This is a genomic window from Pseudomonas sp. P1_C12 (assembly GCF_056406435.1).
Window position 1 is genome coordinate 72,422 of sequence record NZ_JBFUAE010000017.1, and the last position, 17,772, is coordinate 90,193.

At 60.3% G+C, this 17,772-nt stretch carries 14 protein-coding genes; 5 read left to right on the top strand and 9 right to left on the bottom strand.

Annotated features, from left to right (window positions below):
* Positions 1–104: 104 nt before the first annotated feature.
* Entirely contained in the window at positions 105–599 is a 495-nt protein-coding gene (locus AC1D19_RS24605; protein WP_218427337.1) for a SprT family zinc-dependent metalloprotease, read from the top strand.
* Positions 600–726: 127 nt separating this feature from the next.
* On the opposite strand, the gene AC1D19_RS24610 is transcribed toward AC1D19_RS24605, so the two are convergent.
* Together AC1D19_RS24610 and AC1D19_RS24615 are read right to left on the bottom strand one after the other, a co-directional pair.
* The gene (locus tag AC1D19_RS24610) at positions 727–1,902 is read right to left on the bottom strand and encodes a CaiB/BaiF CoA transferase family protein (RefSeq protein ID WP_477764816.1); all 1,176 of its coding nucleotides are present in this window, start codon (positions 1,900–1,902) and stop codon (positions 727–729) included.
* A gap of 144 nt (positions 1,903–2,046) precedes the next feature.
* Complete coding sequence (locus tag AC1D19_RS24615; protein ID WP_477764817.1) at positions 2,047–3,381, bottom strand: dicarboxylate/amino acid:cation symporter; 1,335 nt, start codon at positions 3,379–3,381, stop codon at positions 2,047–2,049.
* Positions 3,382–3,718: 337 nt separating this feature from the next.
* Between AC1D19_RS24615 and AC1D19_RS24620 the strand changes: the two genes are divergently transcribed.
* Positions 3,719–4,717 carry an AraC family transcriptional regulator gene (locus AC1D19_RS24620; protein WP_477752829.1) on the top strand — a complete coding sequence of 333 codons (999 nt, stop codon included), beginning with the start codon at positions 3,719–3,721 and terminating at the stop codon, positions 4,715–4,717.
* Between the two features lie 89 nt (positions 4,718–4,806).
* Here AC1D19_RS24620 and AC1D19_RS24625 read toward each other — a convergent pair whose 3' ends face one another.
* The 3 genes from AC1D19_RS24625 to AC1D19_RS24635 form a co-directional block, all read right to left on the bottom strand.
* Positions 4,807–6,153 carry an ATP-binding protein gene (locus AC1D19_RS24625; RefSeq protein ID WP_477764818.1) on the bottom strand — a complete coding sequence of 449 codons (1,347 nt, stop codon included), beginning with the start codon at positions 6,151–6,153 and terminating at the stop codon, positions 4,807–4,809.
* Positions 6,150–6,827, bottom strand: coding sequence for a response regulator transcription factor (locus AC1D19_RS24630; protein WP_108215270.1), 678 nt, complete (start codon positions 6,825–6,827; stop codon positions 6,150–6,152). The genes AC1D19_RS24625 and AC1D19_RS24630 overlap by 4 nt, the downstream gene beginning before the upstream one ends.
* A 189-nt stretch (positions 6,828–7,016) precedes the next feature.
* Entirely contained in the window at positions 7,017–7,619 is a 603-nt protein-coding gene (locus AC1D19_RS24635) for a hypothetical protein (protein ID WP_477752831.1), read from the bottom strand.
* A 146-nt stretch (positions 7,620–7,765) separates the two neighbouring features.
* Between AC1D19_RS24635 and AC1D19_RS24640 the strand changes: the two genes are divergently transcribed.
* Positions 7,766–8,557 (top strand): dienelactone hydrolase family protein, encoded by a 792-nt coding sequence (locus AC1D19_RS24640; RefSeq protein WP_477764819.1) that lies wholly within the window; start codon positions 7,766–7,768, stop codon positions 8,555–8,557.
* Between the two features lie 150 nt (positions 8,558–8,707).
* Positions 8,708–9,433, top strand: a complete 726-nt coding sequence (locus AC1D19_RS24645) for a 4'-phosphopantetheinyl transferase family protein (RefSeq protein ID WP_477764820.1) — start codon at positions 8,708–8,710, stop codon at positions 9,431–9,433.
* A gap of 126 nt (positions 9,434–9,559) precedes the next feature.
* Here the strand turns inward: AC1D19_RS24645 and AC1D19_RS24650 are convergent, their stop codons facing one another.
* Both AC1D19_RS24650 and AC1D19_RS24655 read right to left on the bottom strand, forming a co-directional pair.
* Positions 9,560–11,170, bottom strand: coding sequence for an ATP-binding protein (locus AC1D19_RS24650; protein ID WP_477764821.1), 1,611 nt, complete (start codon positions 11,168–11,170; stop codon positions 9,560–9,562).
* Complete coding sequence (locus AC1D19_RS24655; RefSeq protein WP_477752835.1) at positions 11,167–11,889, bottom strand: response regulator; 723 nt, start codon at positions 11,887–11,889, stop codon at positions 11,167–11,169. The genes AC1D19_RS24650 and AC1D19_RS24655 overlap by 4 nt, the downstream gene beginning before the upstream one ends.
* 741 nt (positions 11,890–12,630) lie before the next feature.
* Here AC1D19_RS24655 and AC1D19_RS24660 point away from each other — a divergent pair.
* The gene (locus tag AC1D19_RS24660; RefSeq protein WP_477764822.1) at positions 12,631–15,525 is read left to right on the top strand and encodes a ribonucleoside-diphosphate reductase subunit alpha; all 2,895 of its coding nucleotides are present in this window, start codon (positions 12,631–12,633) and stop codon (positions 15,523–15,525) included.
* Between the two features lie 153 nt (positions 15,526–15,678).
* Here the strand turns inward: AC1D19_RS24660 and flgE are convergent, their stop codons facing one another.
* Both flgE and flgD read right to left on the bottom strand, forming a co-directional pair.
* Complete coding sequence (gene flgE, locus AC1D19_RS24665) at positions 15,679–17,010, bottom strand: flagellar hook protein FlgE (protein ID WP_477764823.1); 1,332 nt, start codon at positions 17,008–17,010, stop codon at positions 15,679–15,681.
* Positions 17,011–17,041: 31 nt separating this feature from the next.
* Positions 17,042–17,764 carry a flagellar hook assembly protein FlgD gene (flgD, locus tag AC1D19_RS24670; protein ID WP_477764824.1) on the bottom strand — a complete coding sequence of 241 codons (723 nt, stop codon included), beginning with the start codon at positions 17,762–17,764 and terminating at the stop codon, positions 17,042–17,044.
* Positions 17,765–17,772 lie beyond the last annotated feature (8 nt).

Genomic DNA, 17,772 nt, shown 5'->3' on the forward strand with positions numbered 1-17,772 from the left:
TTTCATTCTTCAGCAACGAGCAGGCATACGACCATTCGGCACCTTGGCGATTCGCAAGGCCCGAGGGTTGCGGCATACTCGACGTCTCTGGAGATCCATCGAGCATGCCCGAGCAACTCAATACCCGCGTCGAAGACTGTTTCCAACAAGCCGAATCCTTTTTCAAACGACCTTTCAAACGCCCCGTGGTGAGCCTCAAGCTGCGCGGGCAAAAAGCCGGTGTCGCGCATCTGCACGAGAACCTGCTGCGCTTCAATCCGCAGTTGTACCGGGAAAACACCGAAGACTTCCTCAAGCAGACCGTGGCCCATGAGGTCGCGCACCTGATCGCCCATCAGTTGTTCGGCGACCGCATTCAGCCCCATGGCGAAGAGTGGCAATTGATCATGCGCGGCGTGTACGAACTGCCGCCCAACCGCTGCCACACCTATGACGTCAAACGCCGCCGCGTGACCCGCTACATCTACAAATGCCCGTGCGCCGACAGCGACTTCCCGTTTTCCGCCCAGCGCCACAGCCTGGTTCGGCAAGGTCGGCGGTATTTGTGCCGGCGGTGCCGCAATACCCTGGTGTTCAGTGGGGAAATGCGGGTCGAGTAGCGGGATGTGTGGTGGCTGTACTGGCCTCACCGCGGACTCACAGCTTGCCATTAACCTCTCTCACCTCGAAGTCTATTCCTGGATCTAGACACAAGCGGGCTTGCCCGCGAAGAGGCCGGAGCAGAAGCTAGAGAATCACCTTGGCAAACCGCAATTCTGCAATCCGCTCAGCACTGAACCCCAACTCCCCCAACACCTGATCCGTATGCTGCCCCAACGCCGCGCCAATATGCCGGGGCTCAGGCAAACCTTGCGAAAACTTTAGCGGACAAGCCATCTGTGCCTGGGTCGAGCCATCGCCACGGGGCACATCGGTCACCAACTCCCGCGCCTGCAACTGCGGATGACTCAGCGCCTCCCCCAGGCTCAACACCGGCTCGACACAAGCATCCAGCTCCGCGAAAAGCGCGCGCAACTCGGCAAAGTCATACTTTTCGAATTCGACCTTCAGCGCGGCTTTAAGCTGTTGCTGGTGCGCCGCAGACAGGCCGAGGCCGGCCAGTTCCTCAAGCCCCAACGCCGCGCACAACTGTTTCATGAATGCCGGTTCCAGGCTGCCCACCGACAGCCAGCGCCCATCCCGGGATTGGTAGTAATCGTAGAAGCTGCCGCCATTGAGCACCTGGTCTTCCGGCCCCGGCTCGACGCCACAGGCCAGGTACCCGGCACCTGCCAGCGCATTCAGGCTGAACGAGCAGTCGGTCATGCTGACATCCAGGTGCTGGCCCTGACCGGTTTGCTGCCGGGCAATGACCGCCGCCAGCAAGCCAATCACCCCGTGCAGCGAACCACCGGCGACATCCGCCACCTGCATGCCCAACGGCAGCGGCCCACTGTCGGCACGACCTGTGTAACTCGCCAGCCCGGACAGGGCCAGGTAGTTGATGTCATGGCCGGCGCGGTCCTTGTAGGGGCCGGTCTGGCCGTAGCCGGTGATCGACACATAAATCAATTTGGGATTGATCGCCTTCAGGGCTTCGTAGCCCAGGCCCAGACGTTCCATGACACCCGGGCGAAACTGCTCGAGCACAATGTCGTAGTCCTGTAGCAACGACCTGATCACCTCAAGGGCCTCAGGCTGTTTGAGGTCCAGGGCGAGGCTGCGTTTGTTGCGGTTGAGGTAGGCATGACTGGCTGACACGCCTTGATCATGGGGTGGCAACACTCGCAGCAGATCCATGCGCGTCGGTGATTCGATGCGCAGCACCTCGGCGCCCATGTCCGCCAGCAGCAACGAGGCGAACGGCCCCGGCAGCAGTGTCGAGAAATCCAGAACCTTGAGTGATGCCAGTGGACCGAGCATGAGCGTTCTCCCTTAACGATGCCCACAGCCTAGGCAGCCGATTGCTTTGCAGCAATCACCTTATACGCCACGCGCAGTGACCGTTACGCTCAATCGCCGGGCATGAAAAAACCCGCCGAAGCGGGTTTTTCATTACAACAAGGCTTACTTGGCGTTCGTCGGGGTTGCCCCTTCGACGTGGCCCAGAACATCATCTTTAGGCTCGTCGGCAATGCCGCGACCGCCCGAAGCCAGCTCGGCTTGCAGCACGTCGGTGTCCAGTTCCTTGACCCACTTGGCCACGACGATAGTGGCAACGGCGTTGCCGATCAGGTTGGTCAGGGCTCGGGCTTCAGACATGAAGCGGTCGATGCCGAGGATCAGCGCCAGGCCGGCAACCGGCAGGTGGCCCACGGCGGACAGGGTCGCAGCCAGTACGATGAAACCCGAACCGGTCACACCGGCGGCGCCTTTGGAGGACAGCAACAACACCACCAGCAGGGTGATCTGGTGCGTGATGTCCATGTGGGTGTCAGTTGCCTGGGCAATGAACACGGCCGCCATGGTCAGGTAGATCGCGGTACCGTCGAGGTTGAACGAGTAGCCGGTCGGGATCACCAGGCCTACCACGGATTTCTTCGCGCCCAGACGCTCCATCTTGACCAGCATGCGTGGCAGCACCGATTCCGAAGAAGAAGTACCGAGCACGATCAGCAGTTCTTCACGGATGTAGCGGATCATCTTCAGCACGCTGAAGCCATGCATGCGAGCGATGGAGCCCAGCACGATCAGGATGAACAGCAGGCAAGTGATGTAGAAGCAGGCCATCAGTTGACCCAGTTGCACCAGCGAGCCGACACCGTAGGCACCGATGGTGAACGCCATGGCACCGAAGGCACCGATCGGCGCGAGCTTCATGATCATGTTGATGATGTTGAACATCACATGGGCGAAGCGATCGATGAAGTCCAGCAGCGGCTTGCCGTAGGCACCCAGGCGATGCAGGGCGAAACCGAAGATCACCGAGAACATCAGCACTTGCAGGATGTCGCCCGTGGCGAATGCGCCAACGATGGTGGCCGGGATCACGTTGAGGAGGAAGCCGATGACACTTTGATCAGCACCAGCCGCTACGTAGGTAGCGACTTTGGAGGCATCCAGGGTGCTTACGTCGATGTGCATGCCAGCGCCTGGCTGCACGACGTTGACCACGACCAGACCCACCAGCAAAGCGATGGTCGAAACGATTTCAAAGTAAAGGAGTGCGTAACCGCCAGTCTTGCCGACCGCTTTCATGTCCTGCATGCCGGCGATACCGCTGACGACGGTGCAGAAGATGATCGGGGCGATGATCATTTTGATCAGTTTGATGAACCCGTCACCCAGCGGCTTTACCGCCACACCGAGCTGCGGATAGAAGTGACCGAGCAAAATACCGATGACAATTGCAACGATCACCTGGAAATACAGGGATTTGTACAGTGGCTGACGAGTCGTCATTGCAAAGTTCCTCAAGGGTGCCCGGTGACAACATCCATCTGTTGCCCGCAACACCGCAATTGCGAACCCTCCTGCACTGGAGGGATTTGTTTTTTCGAGCTGCGCAACGGCAGGCATCTGCACGTTGTATCGCAAGGCCCGTGCCACCTTCCGTAAAATCCCTGCAAGCCTGTTGATCTCTGGGGTTGCAGCGAATCCCTGTCACCGAACGGTTACAAACATGTGGCGGATTTCCGCCCTTCAATTAAAAGTCGTCCTGCTATTTGGCGGATATCCGCCCTGTTCATGCCCACGGTGCGCAGCTAACATCCGTCGATCAACGGTCAGATCTGCTGCCATGCGCGAACGCACCATCGCCAGTCATTTCGCCCGCGCTGCCCTTGGTGGTGCGCGTCGGCACGGCTACGACTATTGCGGCGTGCTACAACAACTGGGGATCAGCCCCGAGTTGCTGGACGAGCCCCGGGCACGCATCGCGCCTGAGCAATTCACCCAACTGATCCAGGCGTTATGGCTGGCGCTGGACGACGAGTACCTGGGGTTCGGGCAAGCCCCAAGCAGGCCGGGCAGCTTCGCGATGATGTGCCATGCCGTGATTCACTGTCGCAATCTGGATAAGGCACTCAATCGCGGCTTATTGTTTTATAGCCTATTCCCCGGGGCTCCGCGTTTGACCCTGAGCCGAGAAGATGAATGGGTGCGCCTGAGCCTGGACGATTCGCAACTCTGGGACCCGGACCATTTCCTCAGCGAAAGCCTGCTGGTGATCTGGCACCGTTTCGGCAGCTGGCTGATCGGCCAGCGTATTCGCCTGGAACAGGCCTCGTTCAGCTACCCCCGGCCCGAACACGGCGCCGAGTACGACCTGTTGTTTTCCTGTCCGCTTGAGTTTTCCAGGCCACAGAGCAGCCTGTTGTTTCACAGCCGCTACCTGGCCATGCCGCTGTTGCAGGACGAACGCACCCTCAAGCATTTCCTCGAACGCTCCCCCGCCGACCTGCTCTCGCGTCCGGATGACGGCGACAGTTTGAGCAGCCGCCTGCGGCGCTTGCTCAGTCGCGACAGTTCACGCTGGCCCGACCTGGAAGCCGTGGCCGCCCACCTGCACATCAGCCCGCAGACCTTGCGCCGGCATTTGCGGGAAGAGGGTTCGAGCTTTCAGGAATTGAAGGACCAGTTGCGCCGGGACATCGCGATTTATCACCTGAGCCGCGCTGACCTGTCGTTGCAACAGATCGCCGAGCAGCTGGGGTTTTCCGAACCGTCGGCGTTTCACCGGGCGTTCAAGAAGTGGACGGGGCTGACACCGGGGGCTTATCGGGCGCAGGAACACTGAGGTTCAAGGCTGAATTTTTTGGTGTCTTCACTGGCCTCTTCGCGGGCAAGCCCGCGAAGAGGCTCGAAAGAACACTATCAAACCTCAGGTCAAACCACCGGAAAAAGAATCCGGAACGCCGCACCGCCCATCGGTGAATCACCCAAGGTCAGCTTGGCGCTGTAGCTCTCGATGATGTCCTTGACCACCGCCAGGCCGATGCCCTGCCCCGGGTGCTGGCGATCCAGGCGCTCTCCTCGCTCGAGAATCCGTGCGCGCTGATTTTGTGGTACGCCGGGGCCGTCGTCCTCGACACACAACTCGGTGCCGCTGAGAGTTTCACGCACGCTGATGCGTATTTCGCCCAGGCACAGGCGATAGGCGTTTTCCAGCAAATTGCCCATCATCTCCAATAGAGCGCCTTGCTCGATCGGTACGTAACACGGGTCGGGCAAATCGAACGCGACGTGCACCCGCTTGTCGCGATAGACCTTGTCCAGTGTGTCGCACAGGCTTTTCAGTACCGGGTGCAAGCGCACCTGATGACGTACCAGACCGCTTTTACGCAGGCTGGCGCGCTGCAATTGGTAGCTGATCTGCTGGCTCATGCGTTCGATCTGGGTTTGCAACACCCAGGCCTGATCGCGATCCTCAGGACGCTGGGCCAGGTCTTCACTGACGCCTTGCAACACCGCCAGCGGCGTTTTCAGGCTATGGGCCAGGTCATCGAGGGAATCACGGTAGCGACTGCGCTGCTCACGTTCACTGTGCAGCAAACGGTTGAGAGAACCGGTCAGGCGCAACAATTCACGGGGATGTTCCTCACTGAGGCTTTCGCGGGTGCCACCTTCGATCTGGTCCAGTTCCTGGCTCAAGCGCCGCAATGCCTGCAAGCCCCAGGTCAGTCCGACCCACAGCAACGCCAGCAGCACCAGCAGTGCCGCGCCAAAACCCAGATAAAGATTTTCCCGCAAGCCTTCGAGGGTCAGTTCGTACTCGCGAACCGGCTGCAGCGCCACGATGCTGAAGGCTGCACTTTTACCGCCGAGCAACTTGACCTCGACGTCGTAGACGAAGAACTCCTGGCCATTGGCTTCGCGGATCCGCGCAAACTCGTTGCCACGCCCGTCGTAGCGCGGCTTGTAATTGATGCGTTCTTCCTGGGTCGCCTTCGAACGCCAGACCAGATGCCCTTCACGGTCATAGATGTAGCCAAGCAGCCGGCTGTCGGTGAGGTTGAAGCGTTCGTCAGGCAATTGCGCCGGCATCTGCAGACTGTTGTTCTCCACCCGTGCGGCAGAGATCAGCGTGGTCACGTCCGAAGCCAGACGCTGCTCGATGGAGTCCTGCAACGCCAGGCTGAAGGCACCTTGCATCGCCGGCAGCAGCGCCAACATGAACAACACCGCCAACAGCGTGGCAGCGAGCATCAAGCGAATGCGCAGCGAACGGATCAAGTGCAACGCTCATTGAACAGGTAGCCCAGGCCGCGCACGGTGTCGATCGGTTTGAACCCGCCCGGCCCCTCCAGTTTGCGGCGCAGACGGCCGACCAGCACCTCGATCACATTCGGATCGCGCTCGTCGTCATCCGGGTAGAGCTGTTCCATCAAGCGGTCCTTGGGCACCACTTGCTGGTGATGGCGCATCAGGTATTCGAGGATGCGGTACTCATACGCGGTCAGTGCCAGCGGCTGTTCGTCGAGGGACGCCTGCTTGCGGTTCAGGTCCAGCAGCAACGGGCCAGCAACGATGGTCGACTGGGTGAATCCGCTGGAGCGGCGCAACAAGGCATTCAGGCGGGCCTCCAGTTCTTCGAACTGAAACGGCTTGACCACGTAATCGTCGGCGCCGGCGGCCAGGCCTTCGACCTTGTCCTGCCAGTTGCCGCGCGCGGTGAGGATCAGTATCGGGAAGGTTTTGCCGCTTGAGCGCAACTGGCGGATCAGGTCGAGCCCGCTCATGCCCGGCAGTCCGAGGTCGATCACCGCCAGGTCAAAGTTGAACTGCGCGGTCTGGTACAGCGCCTCCTCGGCGTTAGCCACCGACTCGACCACGTGGCCGCTTTCCGTCAGGCGGGTTTTCAGGTGATGACGCAGCAGCGCTTCATCTTCGACGACCAGCAGTTTCATAACGCTCTCCCGGGCAAATCAACATCTCCAAAAGCACAACGTCTCACCTCAATAGCTAACATGGCAACGGTCACTGTAGGAGCGAGCTTGCTCGCGAAGACGGTGGCACAGTCAACATTGATGTTGCCTGACACACCGCTTTCGCGAGCAAGCTCGCTCCTACAGTCTTCGCGTTGGCGCATGCCCTTGTTAGAAAGCGTAGTTGGCGGACAGGTAAGTCTGGGCGCTGCTGGTCAGGTCCAGCGAACCCTGCTTGTTGCCACCGCGCTCGCTCATCTCAGTGCTGGCGTTGCTGCGCAGGTAACGGTAACCCAGTTCAACCGAGGTGTTCTGCGAAACCTGTTGCAACACACCCGCCTGACCACCGATGGCGTAGCCAATATTGCTGTCGCGGCTGAAGCCTGGCGATTCCTGAGTCATTTTGGTCAGGCCGGCCGTGGCACCACCGAACAGCCTGGTGCTGCCGCCCACCGGGTAAAACAGATCGTAGCTGCCCAGGAGGTTTTCCTGACGCAGTTTAATGCCGTTGTGCGAGCCCGATACATTGTCGTATGTGGCGTAGTAGCGGCCCTTGGTATTTTGCTGGCCCAGACGAACACCCCAGGTGGTGTCCTTGCCGATCACGCCATCGGCGTTCGGGTGATTGAGGTTGTCGTTCAGGGCGTGGGACTTTTTGACCTTGTCGCTGGTCTGTCCAAGAGTAAGGCTGGCGAAGTTGTCGTCGGACGCGAAGGCTGCGGAGCTTGCGCCCAGAACCGTGATTGCCAGAAGCAGTTTTTTGAATGCAGTCATTAGGGAGTTACCTCATGTGCCGTTTGTTTTTTGGGTACGGGGCAAGGTTACGCAGCGGGTCCTGAACTCCCCCTGAACGCACTCTGAACCTGGGCTGAACCGCCCTTTCCCGAATGTTTCGACACGTTTCAACAGGAGTTTCGACCATGCGCATGTTCTTCGCCGTCCTCCTACTGGCCTTGTGCGGGCTCAGCCAGGCCGCCATCCAGACCCGGGAAATCCCCTACCAAAGTGCCGACGGCACGAAAATGATCGGCTATTACGCCTATGACGATGCGATCAAGGGCCCGCGCCCCGGGGTCGTGGTGGTGCATGAGTTCTGGGGCCTGAACGAGTACGCCAAGCGCCGCGCCCGGGATCTCGCCAGCCTGGGCTACAGCGCCCTGGCCATTGACATGTACGGTGATGGCAAAAATACCGAGCACCCCAAAGACGCCATGGCGTTCATGCAAGCCGTGGCAAAAGACAGTGCCGTGTCGAGCGCGAGGTTTCAGGCCGGGCTCGACCTGCTGAAAAAACAACCGCAAACCGATCCGCATAAAATCGCCGCCATCGGCTACTGCTTCGGTGGTGGCGTGGTGCTCAACGCCGCAAGACAGGGCGTGCCATTGGCAGGCGTGGTGAGTTTCCATGGCGCCTTGGCGACCAACACGCCGGCAACGCCAGGCAGCGTCAAGGCGAAGATCCTTGTGGAACACGGGTCGCTGGACAGCATCGTCACCCCGGAAAACATCACGGCTTTCAAGAACGAGATGGACAAGGCCGGCGCCGACTACAAATTCGTCAGCCTCGACGGCGCCAGGCACGGCTTCACCAACCCGGATGCCGACCGGTTAAGCCATGGCGATCATGGCGGGCCGGACATCGGCTACAACAAGGCCGCGGATGAAAAATCCTGGGCGGACATGCAGGCGTTTTTCAAGAAGATCTTCAGCTGAGCCGGTAGACCGCTTCGCGAGCAGGCTCGCTCCCACAGGAATTGTGCAGCGACACAAATCCACTGTGTGCGAGCCTGCTCGCGAAGGCAGCAACACCGATCTGAAGCTTTGCACTACCCAGTCCCAAGGCAACCCGGCAAAATGCCCCCCATGAATTCAGCCCCCGCCCTGCCCGTCTGCTGCACGCCACTCGATGACCATTGGCCGCTGCCGTTTGTGCTGCCCGATACGGTCCTGTTGAGCACTCACTTCGATAGCGTCCGACTGGCCAGCGATGACTTTCAGCGCAGCGCTGTCGAAGCGCCGGCGAGCATCCAGCGCTCGGTCGCCAAACGACAGGCAGAGTTTCTCGCCGGGCGGGTGTGTGCCCGGGCTGCGTTACAGCGGCTCGAAGGTTTGAGCTTCATTCCGGCCATCGGTGAAGACCGGGCACCGGTCTGGCCTGCTCATATCACTGGCTCGATCACCCACAGCACTGGCCGGGCCGCGGCGATCGTGGCGAACAAAAGCCATTGGCGCGGCCTGGGCATGGATCTGGAAAACCTGCTCAATGCCGAACGGGCCGAACGCCTGGCCGGGGAAATCCTCAACCCGCCGGAGCTACAGCGCATGGCGGCCGGTGATCACGATCAACGGGCGTTGCTGGTCACCCTTACGTTCTCGGTCAAGGAAAGCCTGTTCAAGGCGCTCTATCCGATCGTTCAGCAACGTTTTTACTTCGAACACGCCGAAGTGCTGGAATGGCGTGAGTCGGGTGAGGTGCGGTTGCGATTGCTTACTGATTTGTCCAGCGAATGGCGCAACGGCACCGAGCTGGATGCGCAGTTCGGGGTCAAGGATGGGCAGTTGTTGAGTCTGGTCAGCATCAAGGCCTGAGTTTTTTGGGCGCACATTCGGGCCCCTTCGCGAGCAGGCTCGCTCCCACATTGGATCTATGTCTCACCACAAATCCCTGTGGGAGCGAGCCTGCTCGCGATGGGGTCCTATCAGACAACACAAGGCTCAACGCTTCTCCTGATTGCGTGGCCAGCTCAAGCTGAAGCACGCCCCGCCCAGGCTCTTGCTCTTGCCAATCAATGCCCGCCCGCCATGCCAATGGATGATGCGTCGCACAATGGACAGGCCTAACCCATGGCCTCCAGACGCCCGGGTGCGGCTGTCGTCGAGTCGCAGGAACGGCGTGAAGATCTTCTCCCACGCCGACTCCGGCACACCCGGCCCGTCATCCTCGATATCCACCCGGCATCGCTGCTGCCCCACCTGATAACTGATAGTCACCCGTGATTGCGCATGGCGCATGGCGTTGCTCACCAGGTTCTGGATCGCCCGGTGCAGATAACGCGGTTCGGCCTCGACCCAGGCGTCGTCGTTATCGGCCGCCGACAGGCACAACCCTCGCTGCACCGTGACATCGGCACGCAATGGCGCCAGCTCTTCGATCACCTGATTGACCAAGGCATCCAGATCGATCCGCTGAAAGTTCAGCGCCGGCGAACCCTGTTCGAGCCGCGCGTAGGTCAGCATCTCGTCCACCAACCGGTCGAGATCCTCGATGTCGTGGTCCATGCCCTGGCAGTATTTTTCCAGGGCTTGCGGCGTGGTGGCCGAACCGATCATCTCCAGGCCAAAGCGCAGGCGGGCCACCGGCGTGCGCAATTCGTGGGACACCGCGCGCACCAGTTCGCGCTGGATCGCCAGCAACTGCTGCAAGTGCTCGGCCATGCCGTTGAACGCCGCCGCCAACCGCCCCACAGAATCCGCACCGCGCGCCGGCACGCGGGTTTCCAGACTGCCCTTGGCGATGCGCGTGGCGGCGGCCTCGAGGCCACGCAAGCGTCGCTCCAGCTGACGCACCAGCAGATAGACGATCAAACCGATCAGCGTCAGACCCAGCGCGGCAATCAGCACCAGCCATTCCGGCGGATAAGGATTCATCTGATACAACGGGCCGATTTCCAGGACCCACGGCGTGCCGACCATGCCAGCAAATACCCGGATCGAATCGCCGCCTTTGCCCAACGCCATCACAGTGTCGCCCTCGGACACCCGGCGGCGCTGGTCTTCGTCCATGTCCGCCTCGTCAACCGTGACCAGGCGCAGGTCGAAGCCGAAGCCCTTGCTTTCCTTTAATTGCGCCAGGCGCAAGGGCTGATCGGCTACCGGGGTGCGCACCAGTTCATCGGTCAACAGGTAGATGGTCGCCCGGGCCAGTTGCTCGCTGATCTGCTGCACTTCCCCGGTGAGCATCAACTGTTCCTTGTCGCTCACCAGCTTGTATACCTTCGCCGCGTGCGGCCCGGTCTGTTCCACCAATGCCTGGCCACGCAACACACGGGTGCGCTGGGCCAGGTCGAGGTCGGTCCCGGCAAAGGTTTTCAGCGCCAGCGGAATCCCCAGCAGCCGCTCCCACACCAGCAAGGCCCGGTGGCGCTCGGTCTGGTTCATCGGTTGCAGGTTGTCGGCCATCAGCGTGAATGTGCCGTGGGCCAGACGCTCGCGGTATTGCTCGCTGCGCACCTGATTGAGCAGGTGCAACGCCAGCACACCGAGCACCGCCACCAGAATCAGCGCTGCGCACATGCCGCCATAGATACGCAGGAAGATCGAGTTCACAGGGTCTGGTCTACGCAAGCCTCGGGAACGAACAGATAACCTTTGCTGCGCACGGTCTTGATCAGCCGTGGATGCTCCGGGTCATCGCCGATCTTCGGGCGGATGCGCGAGATGCGCACATCGATGGAGCGGTCCTGACCGTCATAGCCGATGCCCCGCAGCGCAGTGAAGATCTCCTCCCGGGAGAGGATGCGCCCGGCATTGGCCACCAACAGCCAGAGCAAGTCGAATTCGGCGCTCGTCAGCTCGATGCCGTTGCCCTGCAACCAGGCTTCGCGCAAGGCGTTGTCGACGATCAGCGGGCCGAACTGTAGACGCCGCTGTTTTTCCGGGGCGGCTTCGGGTGCTTCACTGCGACGCAGCAGGGCCTGGATGCGCGCCAGCAACAGACGCGGGCGTACCGGTTTGCACACGTAGTCGTCAGCCCCCAGGTCCAGGCCGAGAATCTGGTCAGTGTCATCGGTGCGGGCGGTGAGCATCAGGATCGGGCCGTCATAGCGGGCGCGGACCTTGCGGCAAATGCTCAGGCCATCTTCGCCGGGGAGCATCAGGTCGAGGATCACCAGGTCCGGTTGTTCCTTGATGATGCGGTTCGCAGCGAGTGCACCATCGCCTTCGATCGATACACGCAGGCCATTGGCTTCCAGGTAATCGCGGGTCAGTTCAGCCAGTCGCTGGTCGTCCTCCACAATCAATACCTGCCAGGCTTCTTGCTCCACGGGTGACCTCTGCTTGCCAAAAACACCAATAAGGAAGGATCCGCCCGTCTTTTTTGTAATGATTCGGGGGGACAAATATGTATACACGCTGGGCCGATTGTATAAACGCCGCCCGTCGAGAACACAAGCAGGTAAATGCGTTCGGACGAAGCGGTTTTTTGTGATAGGGTTCGCGCCCTTAAAAATCCGATCGAGCGTTTTCGATCGTAGAAAATCCCTGAAAAAAGGTCCGGTCCAGCAGTGTCGCGGCCTACACGCCGGTTCCCTCTTTCACACACAATTTACGCACAGGTTTATCCACAGGTAGTACGTTGCAATCCCCCCCTAAAACGCATTATCTTGTAGCCCGGCGCTAAAAAAACCCTAGATATAGGGTTTTGCGCGAAAAACCAAACACAAACCAGACACCAGTTTCAAGCGCTTTTACTGCCTCTGTCCGGTTGAACCAAACGTATTTTCGAAAGACCAAACCGCGCATGCGGATGGCTACTGTATTTCGGCCCCGAGTGGTGAAAACGGTACGGGTGTTGCAGTCCCAACTGTCACCTGCAATGGACCAAGGTTTCAGGCCCAAGGCGTGAGACCAAAGACTTCGGCATGGAAGCGGCGCTCGATAAAGCCCCCTTCCTACTGTCCCGAAGTCGTTATGCCCGGCGCTCGCCGGTTGTAGTGCTTCAGGACGGAACGGTGGGCACCGTGATGGTGCCCAAACAAACATAGAGAATGTGGAGACACTCCCCCATGCAAACCGACACAACTCGCGAGAACCCGCAGGGCACCTTGCCGCAGGCCGCTGATTCGAATTCGGATCTGTCCGCCACCGCGCCTGGCCAACTGCGCGTGATCAAGCGTAACGGCACTGTCGTTCCCTACACCGATGACAAAATCACCGTCGCCATCACCAAAGCGTTCCTCGCAGTTGAAGGCGGCACCGCTGCTGCCTCGTCGCGAATCCACGACACTGTTGCCCGCCTGACCGAACAGGTCACCGCGACCTTCAAGCGTCGCATGCCATCGGGCGGCACCATCCACATCGAAGAAATCCAGGACCAGGTCGAACTGGCCCTGATGCGTGCCGGCGAGCAGAAAGTCGCTCGCGACTACGTGATCTACCGTGACGGTCGTTCGAAAGAACGCGCTGCCCACGCACCGGCCGAGGAAGCGGTCAACGCTCACCCGTCGATCCGCATCACCCGTGCCGACGGCAGCCTGGCGCCACTGGACATGGGCCGCCTGAACACCATCGTCACCGAAGCGTGCGAAGGCCTGGAAGAAGTCGACGGCGACCTGATCCAGCGCGAAACCCTGAAGAACCTGTACGACGGCGTGGCCCTGAACGACGTCAACACCGCCCTGGTGATGACCGCCCGTACCCTGGTTGAACGCGAGCCGAACTACTCGTTCGTGACCGCGCGCCTGCTGATGGACACCCTGCGCGGCGAAGGCCTGGGTTTCCTCGGCGTCGCCGAAAGCGCCACCCACCACGAAATGGTCGACCTGTACGCCAAGGCGCTGCCGGCCTACATCGCCAAAGGTATCGAGTTCGAACTGCTGAACCCTGTGCTGGCCACCTTCGACCTGGAAAAACTGGGCAAGGCGATCAATCACGAGCGCGACCAGCAATTCACCTACCTGGGCCTGCAGACCCTGTACGACCGTTACTTCATCCACAAGGATGGCGTGCGTTTCGAACTGCCGCAGATCTTCTTCATGCGTGTGGCCATGGGCCTGGCAATCGAAGAGAAGCACAAAGAAGACCGCGCGATCGAGTTCTACAACCTGCTGTCGTCCTTCGACTACATGGCTTCGACTCCGACCCTGTTCAACGCCGGTACCCTGCGTCCACAGCTGTCGAGCTGCTACCTGACCACCGTGCCGGATGACCTGTCGGGCATCTACCACGCGATCCACGACAACGCCATGCTGTCGAAATTCGCTGGCGGCCTGGGCAACGACTGGACACCGGTGCGTGCGCTGGGTTCGTACATCAAGGGCACCAACGGCAAGTCCCAGGGCGTCGTGCCGTTCCTGAAAGTAGTGAACGACACCGCCGTAGCGGTTAACCAGGGCGGCAAGCGCAAAGGCGCTGTATGTGCCTACCTGGAAACCTGGCACATGGACATCGAAGAGTTCATCGAGCTGCGCAAGAACACCGGTGATGACCGTCGTCGTACCCACGACATGAACACCGCCAACTGGATCCCGGACCTGTTCATGAAGCGCGTCTTCGATGACGGCAAGTGGACCCTGTTCTCGCCGTCCGAAGTACCGGACCTGCACGACCTGACCGGCAAGGCCTTCGAAGAGCGCTACGAGTACTACGAAGCCCTGACCGAGTACCCGGGCAAGGTCAAGCTGTTCAAGACCATCCAGGCCAAAGACCTGTGGCGCAAGATGCTGTCCATGCTGTTCGAAACCGGCCACCCGTGGCTGACCTTCAAGGACCCGTGCAACCTGCGCAGCCCGCAGCAGCACGTCGGCGTGGTCCACAGCTCGAACCTGTGCACCGAGATCACCTTGAACACCAACAAGGACGAGATCGCCGTTTGCAACCTGGGCTCGATCAACCTGCCGAACCACATCGTGGGCGGCAAGCTGGACACCGCCAAGCTGCAACGCACCGTGAACACCGCCGTGCGCATGCTCGATAACGTGATCGACATCAACTACTACTCGGTGCCGCAAGCGCAGAACTCCAACTTCAAGCACCGTCCGGTCGGCCTGGGCATCATGGGCTTCCAGGACGCGCTGTACCTGCAGCACATCCCTTACGGTTCCGATGCTGCCGTCGAGTTCGCCGACAAGTCGATGGAAGCGGTCAGCTACTACGCGATCCAGGCGTCCTGCGACCTGGCCGATGAGCGTGGCGCCTACGACACCTTCCAGGGTTCGCTGTGGTCCAAAGGCATCCTGCCGCTGGATTCGCAACAGATCCTGATCGAGGCCCGTGGCCAGAAGTACATCGATGTCGACCTGAACGAATCCCTGGACTGGGCACCGGTTCGCGCCCGTGTACAGAAAGGCATTCGTAACTCCAACATCATGGCCATCGCACCGACCGCGACCATCGCCAACATCACTGGCGTTTCGCAGTCGATCGAACCGACCTACCAGAACCTGTATGTGAAATCGAACCTGTCGGGCGAATTCACCGTGATCAACCCGTACCTGGTTCGCGACCTGAAGGCTCGCGGTCTGTGGGACTCGGTCATGATCAACGACCTGAAGTACTACGACGGTTCGGTGCAGCAGATCGAGCGCATCCCGCAAGAACTCAAAGAGCTCTATGCGACCGCCTTCGAAGTTGACACCAAGTGGATCGTCGACGCGGCAAGCCGTCGTCAGAAGTGGATCGACCAGGCTCAGTCGCTGAACCTGTACATCGCTGGCGCTTCGGGCAAGAAGCTGGACGTGACCTACCGCATGGCCTGGTACCGTGGCCTGAAAACCACTTACTACCTCCGTGCCCTGGCCGCGACCAGCACCGAGAAGTCGACCATCAACACCGGCAAGCTGAACGCTGTTTCCAGCGGCGGCAACCACGGTGACGACTCGGTCCTGGCAGCGCCTGCCGGTCCTGCTCCAGTGCCGAAGGCTTGCGCCATCGACGAGCCGGATTGCGAAGCTTGCCAATAAGCTGAGCCGGTAAGCGCTGAAAGGCGCTTATCTGAAACCCCCGATGAGCCTCTGGCTTGTCGGGGGTTTTCTTTTGTCTGCCTTAAGATCTTTATCTGCCACCCACAAAAAAGCCCCTCTTCCGAGGGGCTTTTCATACAGCACAATCCAGCATCAAGCCATCTGAATGATGGTCTGCATGATGGTGCTCTGGGTGGAGATGGTCTTGGCGTTCGCCTGGTAGTTGCTCTGCGCCTTGATCAGGTCGACCAGTTCGTTGGTCAGGTTGACGTTGGACTCTTCCAGGGAGTTGGAAACGATCGAACCCAGGGTGCCAGTCTCCGGCGCATCGTAGCCCGGGATGCCCGACGCGTAGGTTTCCTTCCAGCTGGTGCCGCCGACCGGCTGCAGGCCTTGTTCGTTGGTGAAGCTGGCCAGGGAGATCTGGCCGATCGGCTTGGTCTGGTTGTTGCTGAAGTTGGCCAGCAACACACCGCTGCCGTCGATGGTCAGGTTGGTGATCTGGCCAGTGGCGTAACCGTTCTGCGCCGGAATCGAACGCGCGGTGTCGGCGTTGAACTGGGTGGTGTTGGCCATGGCGATGGTCAATCCAGCCGGATCGGCTGCGGCGCCGTTGGCTGTCCAGACGCCATTGGTGACACTGCCCGGAGTCCAGTTGGTGATTTTCAGGTCACTGCTGATCACCGAAGTCGGCGGCGTGGTTGGCGGCGTCACCGGTGTGCTGACCGAGGTCAGTTTGCCGGTGGAATCGAACGACATGGTCGAAGCAACCGGCGCGGTAACGGTAGGATCACTGCCATCCGGATTACGGCCATCGATCAGCGTGTAGGTGTCCCACGTGTTCGCTCCAGTCTTGACCATGTATTGATCCATGGTGTGCTGGTTACCCTGAGTATCGAAGATCGGGGTACTGAACGACTTGGTAAAGGTCTCGGTCTTGGACGGGTCGAACTTGTTCGCCGCAACCGTCTGGTCGATCACCGCCGAGGTGGAGTTCAGGTTGATCGTCGACGACACGGTGCTGGTGGATTTCGGTGCCAGGTTGGAGGTGTCGATGCGCAGGTCGGTCAGCACGCCATTGACGATCTTGCCGTTGGCATCCACACCGTAACCTTGCAGGCGGGCCGTACCGTCGCTGTTGGTGACGTAGCCTTCCTTGTCGGTCTTGAATGTACCGGCACGGGTGTAGGTCAGCGAACCGTTGTTGCTCAGGACAAAGAAACCGTTGCCCTGGATACCCATGTCGAGCACGTTACCCGTGTTGCTTACGTCACCCTGGCCGAACTGCTGGGAAACGTTGGCCAGGCGCACGCCGTTGCCGACGGTCTTGCTGCCGGTGCCCAGGCGGGTCGCCGAGTACACGTCTTCGAATTCTGCACGGGACGATTTGAAACCGGTGGTCGCGACGTTGGCGATGTTGTTGCCGGTCACGTCCAGTTGTTTGTTGGCTGCATAGAGACCGCTAAGGCCGATATTGAAAGACATCATCCACTCCTTTGTGCCGTGTTAGTCGGCTCTACATACCAATGGTTTGTACTTTGGACAGGGCAACGCTGCCCAGCCCGGCCAGATTGAGCATCAACTCACCGCCGGTCTGGCTGATGGTCACGCTGTTGACGGTCGCCGGCAGGTTGGTGATCAACGCGACGGACTGGCCATCGATCGTGCTCGTGGCGCCGAAGGTGTAGGTGCCCGCAGGTACCGTCTCACCCGCATCGTTCTTGCCGTCCCAGATGAAGCTGGCGTTGCCGGCCTTCTGCGAACCGAGGTCGATGGTGCGCACGGTCTTACCGTCGGCGTCGGTGATCTTCAGGGTGGCGGACACCACCGAAGACGGAACCACCACCGTGCCACTGAGGCTCTTGGTGGTATCGACCACAGCCTTGTCGCCCGGCGCGATGACCGAACGGCCCACCAGCGACGACGCCTGCAAGGCCTGGGACGAGTTGTAGTTGCTGGCCAGGCCGCTCACGGTGTTGTTGAGCGTGGTGATGCCTTCCAGGCTGCTGAACTGCGCCAACTGGGCCACGAACGCGCCGTTGTCCTGGGGCTCCAGCGGGTTCTGGTTTTTCAGCTGGGTCACCAGCAACTGCAGGAACGCATCCTTGCCCAGGGCCTTGTTGCCCGTGGCGCTGCCGGTTGCCGACGCGAGGCCGTCAGTCGTGGCGCTGGTCTTGATCGAGGAATTGGCCAGGATATCGTTGAGGCTCAAACCGCTGGTGGAATCGGTAACACTCATCTGAGTCG

Excerpts from the sequence above, each read along its gene's own strand:
- AC1D19_RS24605 (WP_218427337.1), top strand. The coding sequence starts at position 105 with ATGCCCGAGCAACTCAATACCCGCGTCGAAGACTGTTTCCAACAAGCC.
- AC1D19_RS24610 (WP_477764816.1), bottom strand. The coding sequence starts at position 1,902 with ATGCTCGGTCCACTGGCATCACTCAAGGTTCTGGATTTCTCGACACTG.
- AC1D19_RS24615 (WP_477764817.1), bottom strand. The coding sequence starts at position 3,381 with ATGACGACTCGTCAGCCACTGTACAAATCCCTGTATTTCCAGGTGATC.
- AC1D19_RS24620 (WP_477752829.1), top strand. The coding sequence starts at position 3,719 with ATGCGCGAACGCACCATCGCCAGTCATTTCGCCCGCGCTGCCCTTGGT.
- AC1D19_RS24630 (WP_108215270.1), bottom strand. The coding sequence starts at position 6,827 with ATGAAACTGCTGGTCGTCGAAGATGAAGCGCTGCTGCGTCATCACCTG.
- AC1D19_RS24635 (WP_477752831.1), bottom strand. The coding sequence starts at position 7,619 with ATGACTGCATTCAAAAAACTGCTTCTGGCAATCACGGTTCTGGGCGCA.
- AC1D19_RS24640 (WP_477764819.1), top strand. The coding sequence starts at position 7,766 with ATGCGCATGTTCTTCGCCGTCCTCCTACTGGCCTTGTGCGGGCTCAGC.
- AC1D19_RS24645 (WP_477764820.1), top strand. The coding sequence starts at position 8,708 with ATGAATTCAGCCCCCGCCCTGCCCGTCTGCTGCACGCCACTCGATGAC.
- AC1D19_RS24660 (WP_477764822.1), top strand. The coding sequence starts at position 12,631 with ATGCAAACCGACACAACTCGCGAGAACCCGCAGGGCACCTTGCCGCAG.
- flgE (WP_477764823.1), bottom strand. The coding sequence starts at position 17,010 with ATGTCTTTCAATATCGGCCTTAGCGGTCTCTATGCAGCCAACAAACAA.
- flgD (WP_477764824.1), bottom strand. The coding sequence starts at position 17,764 with ATGAGTGTTACCGATTCCACCAGCGGTTTGAGCCTCAACGATATCCTG.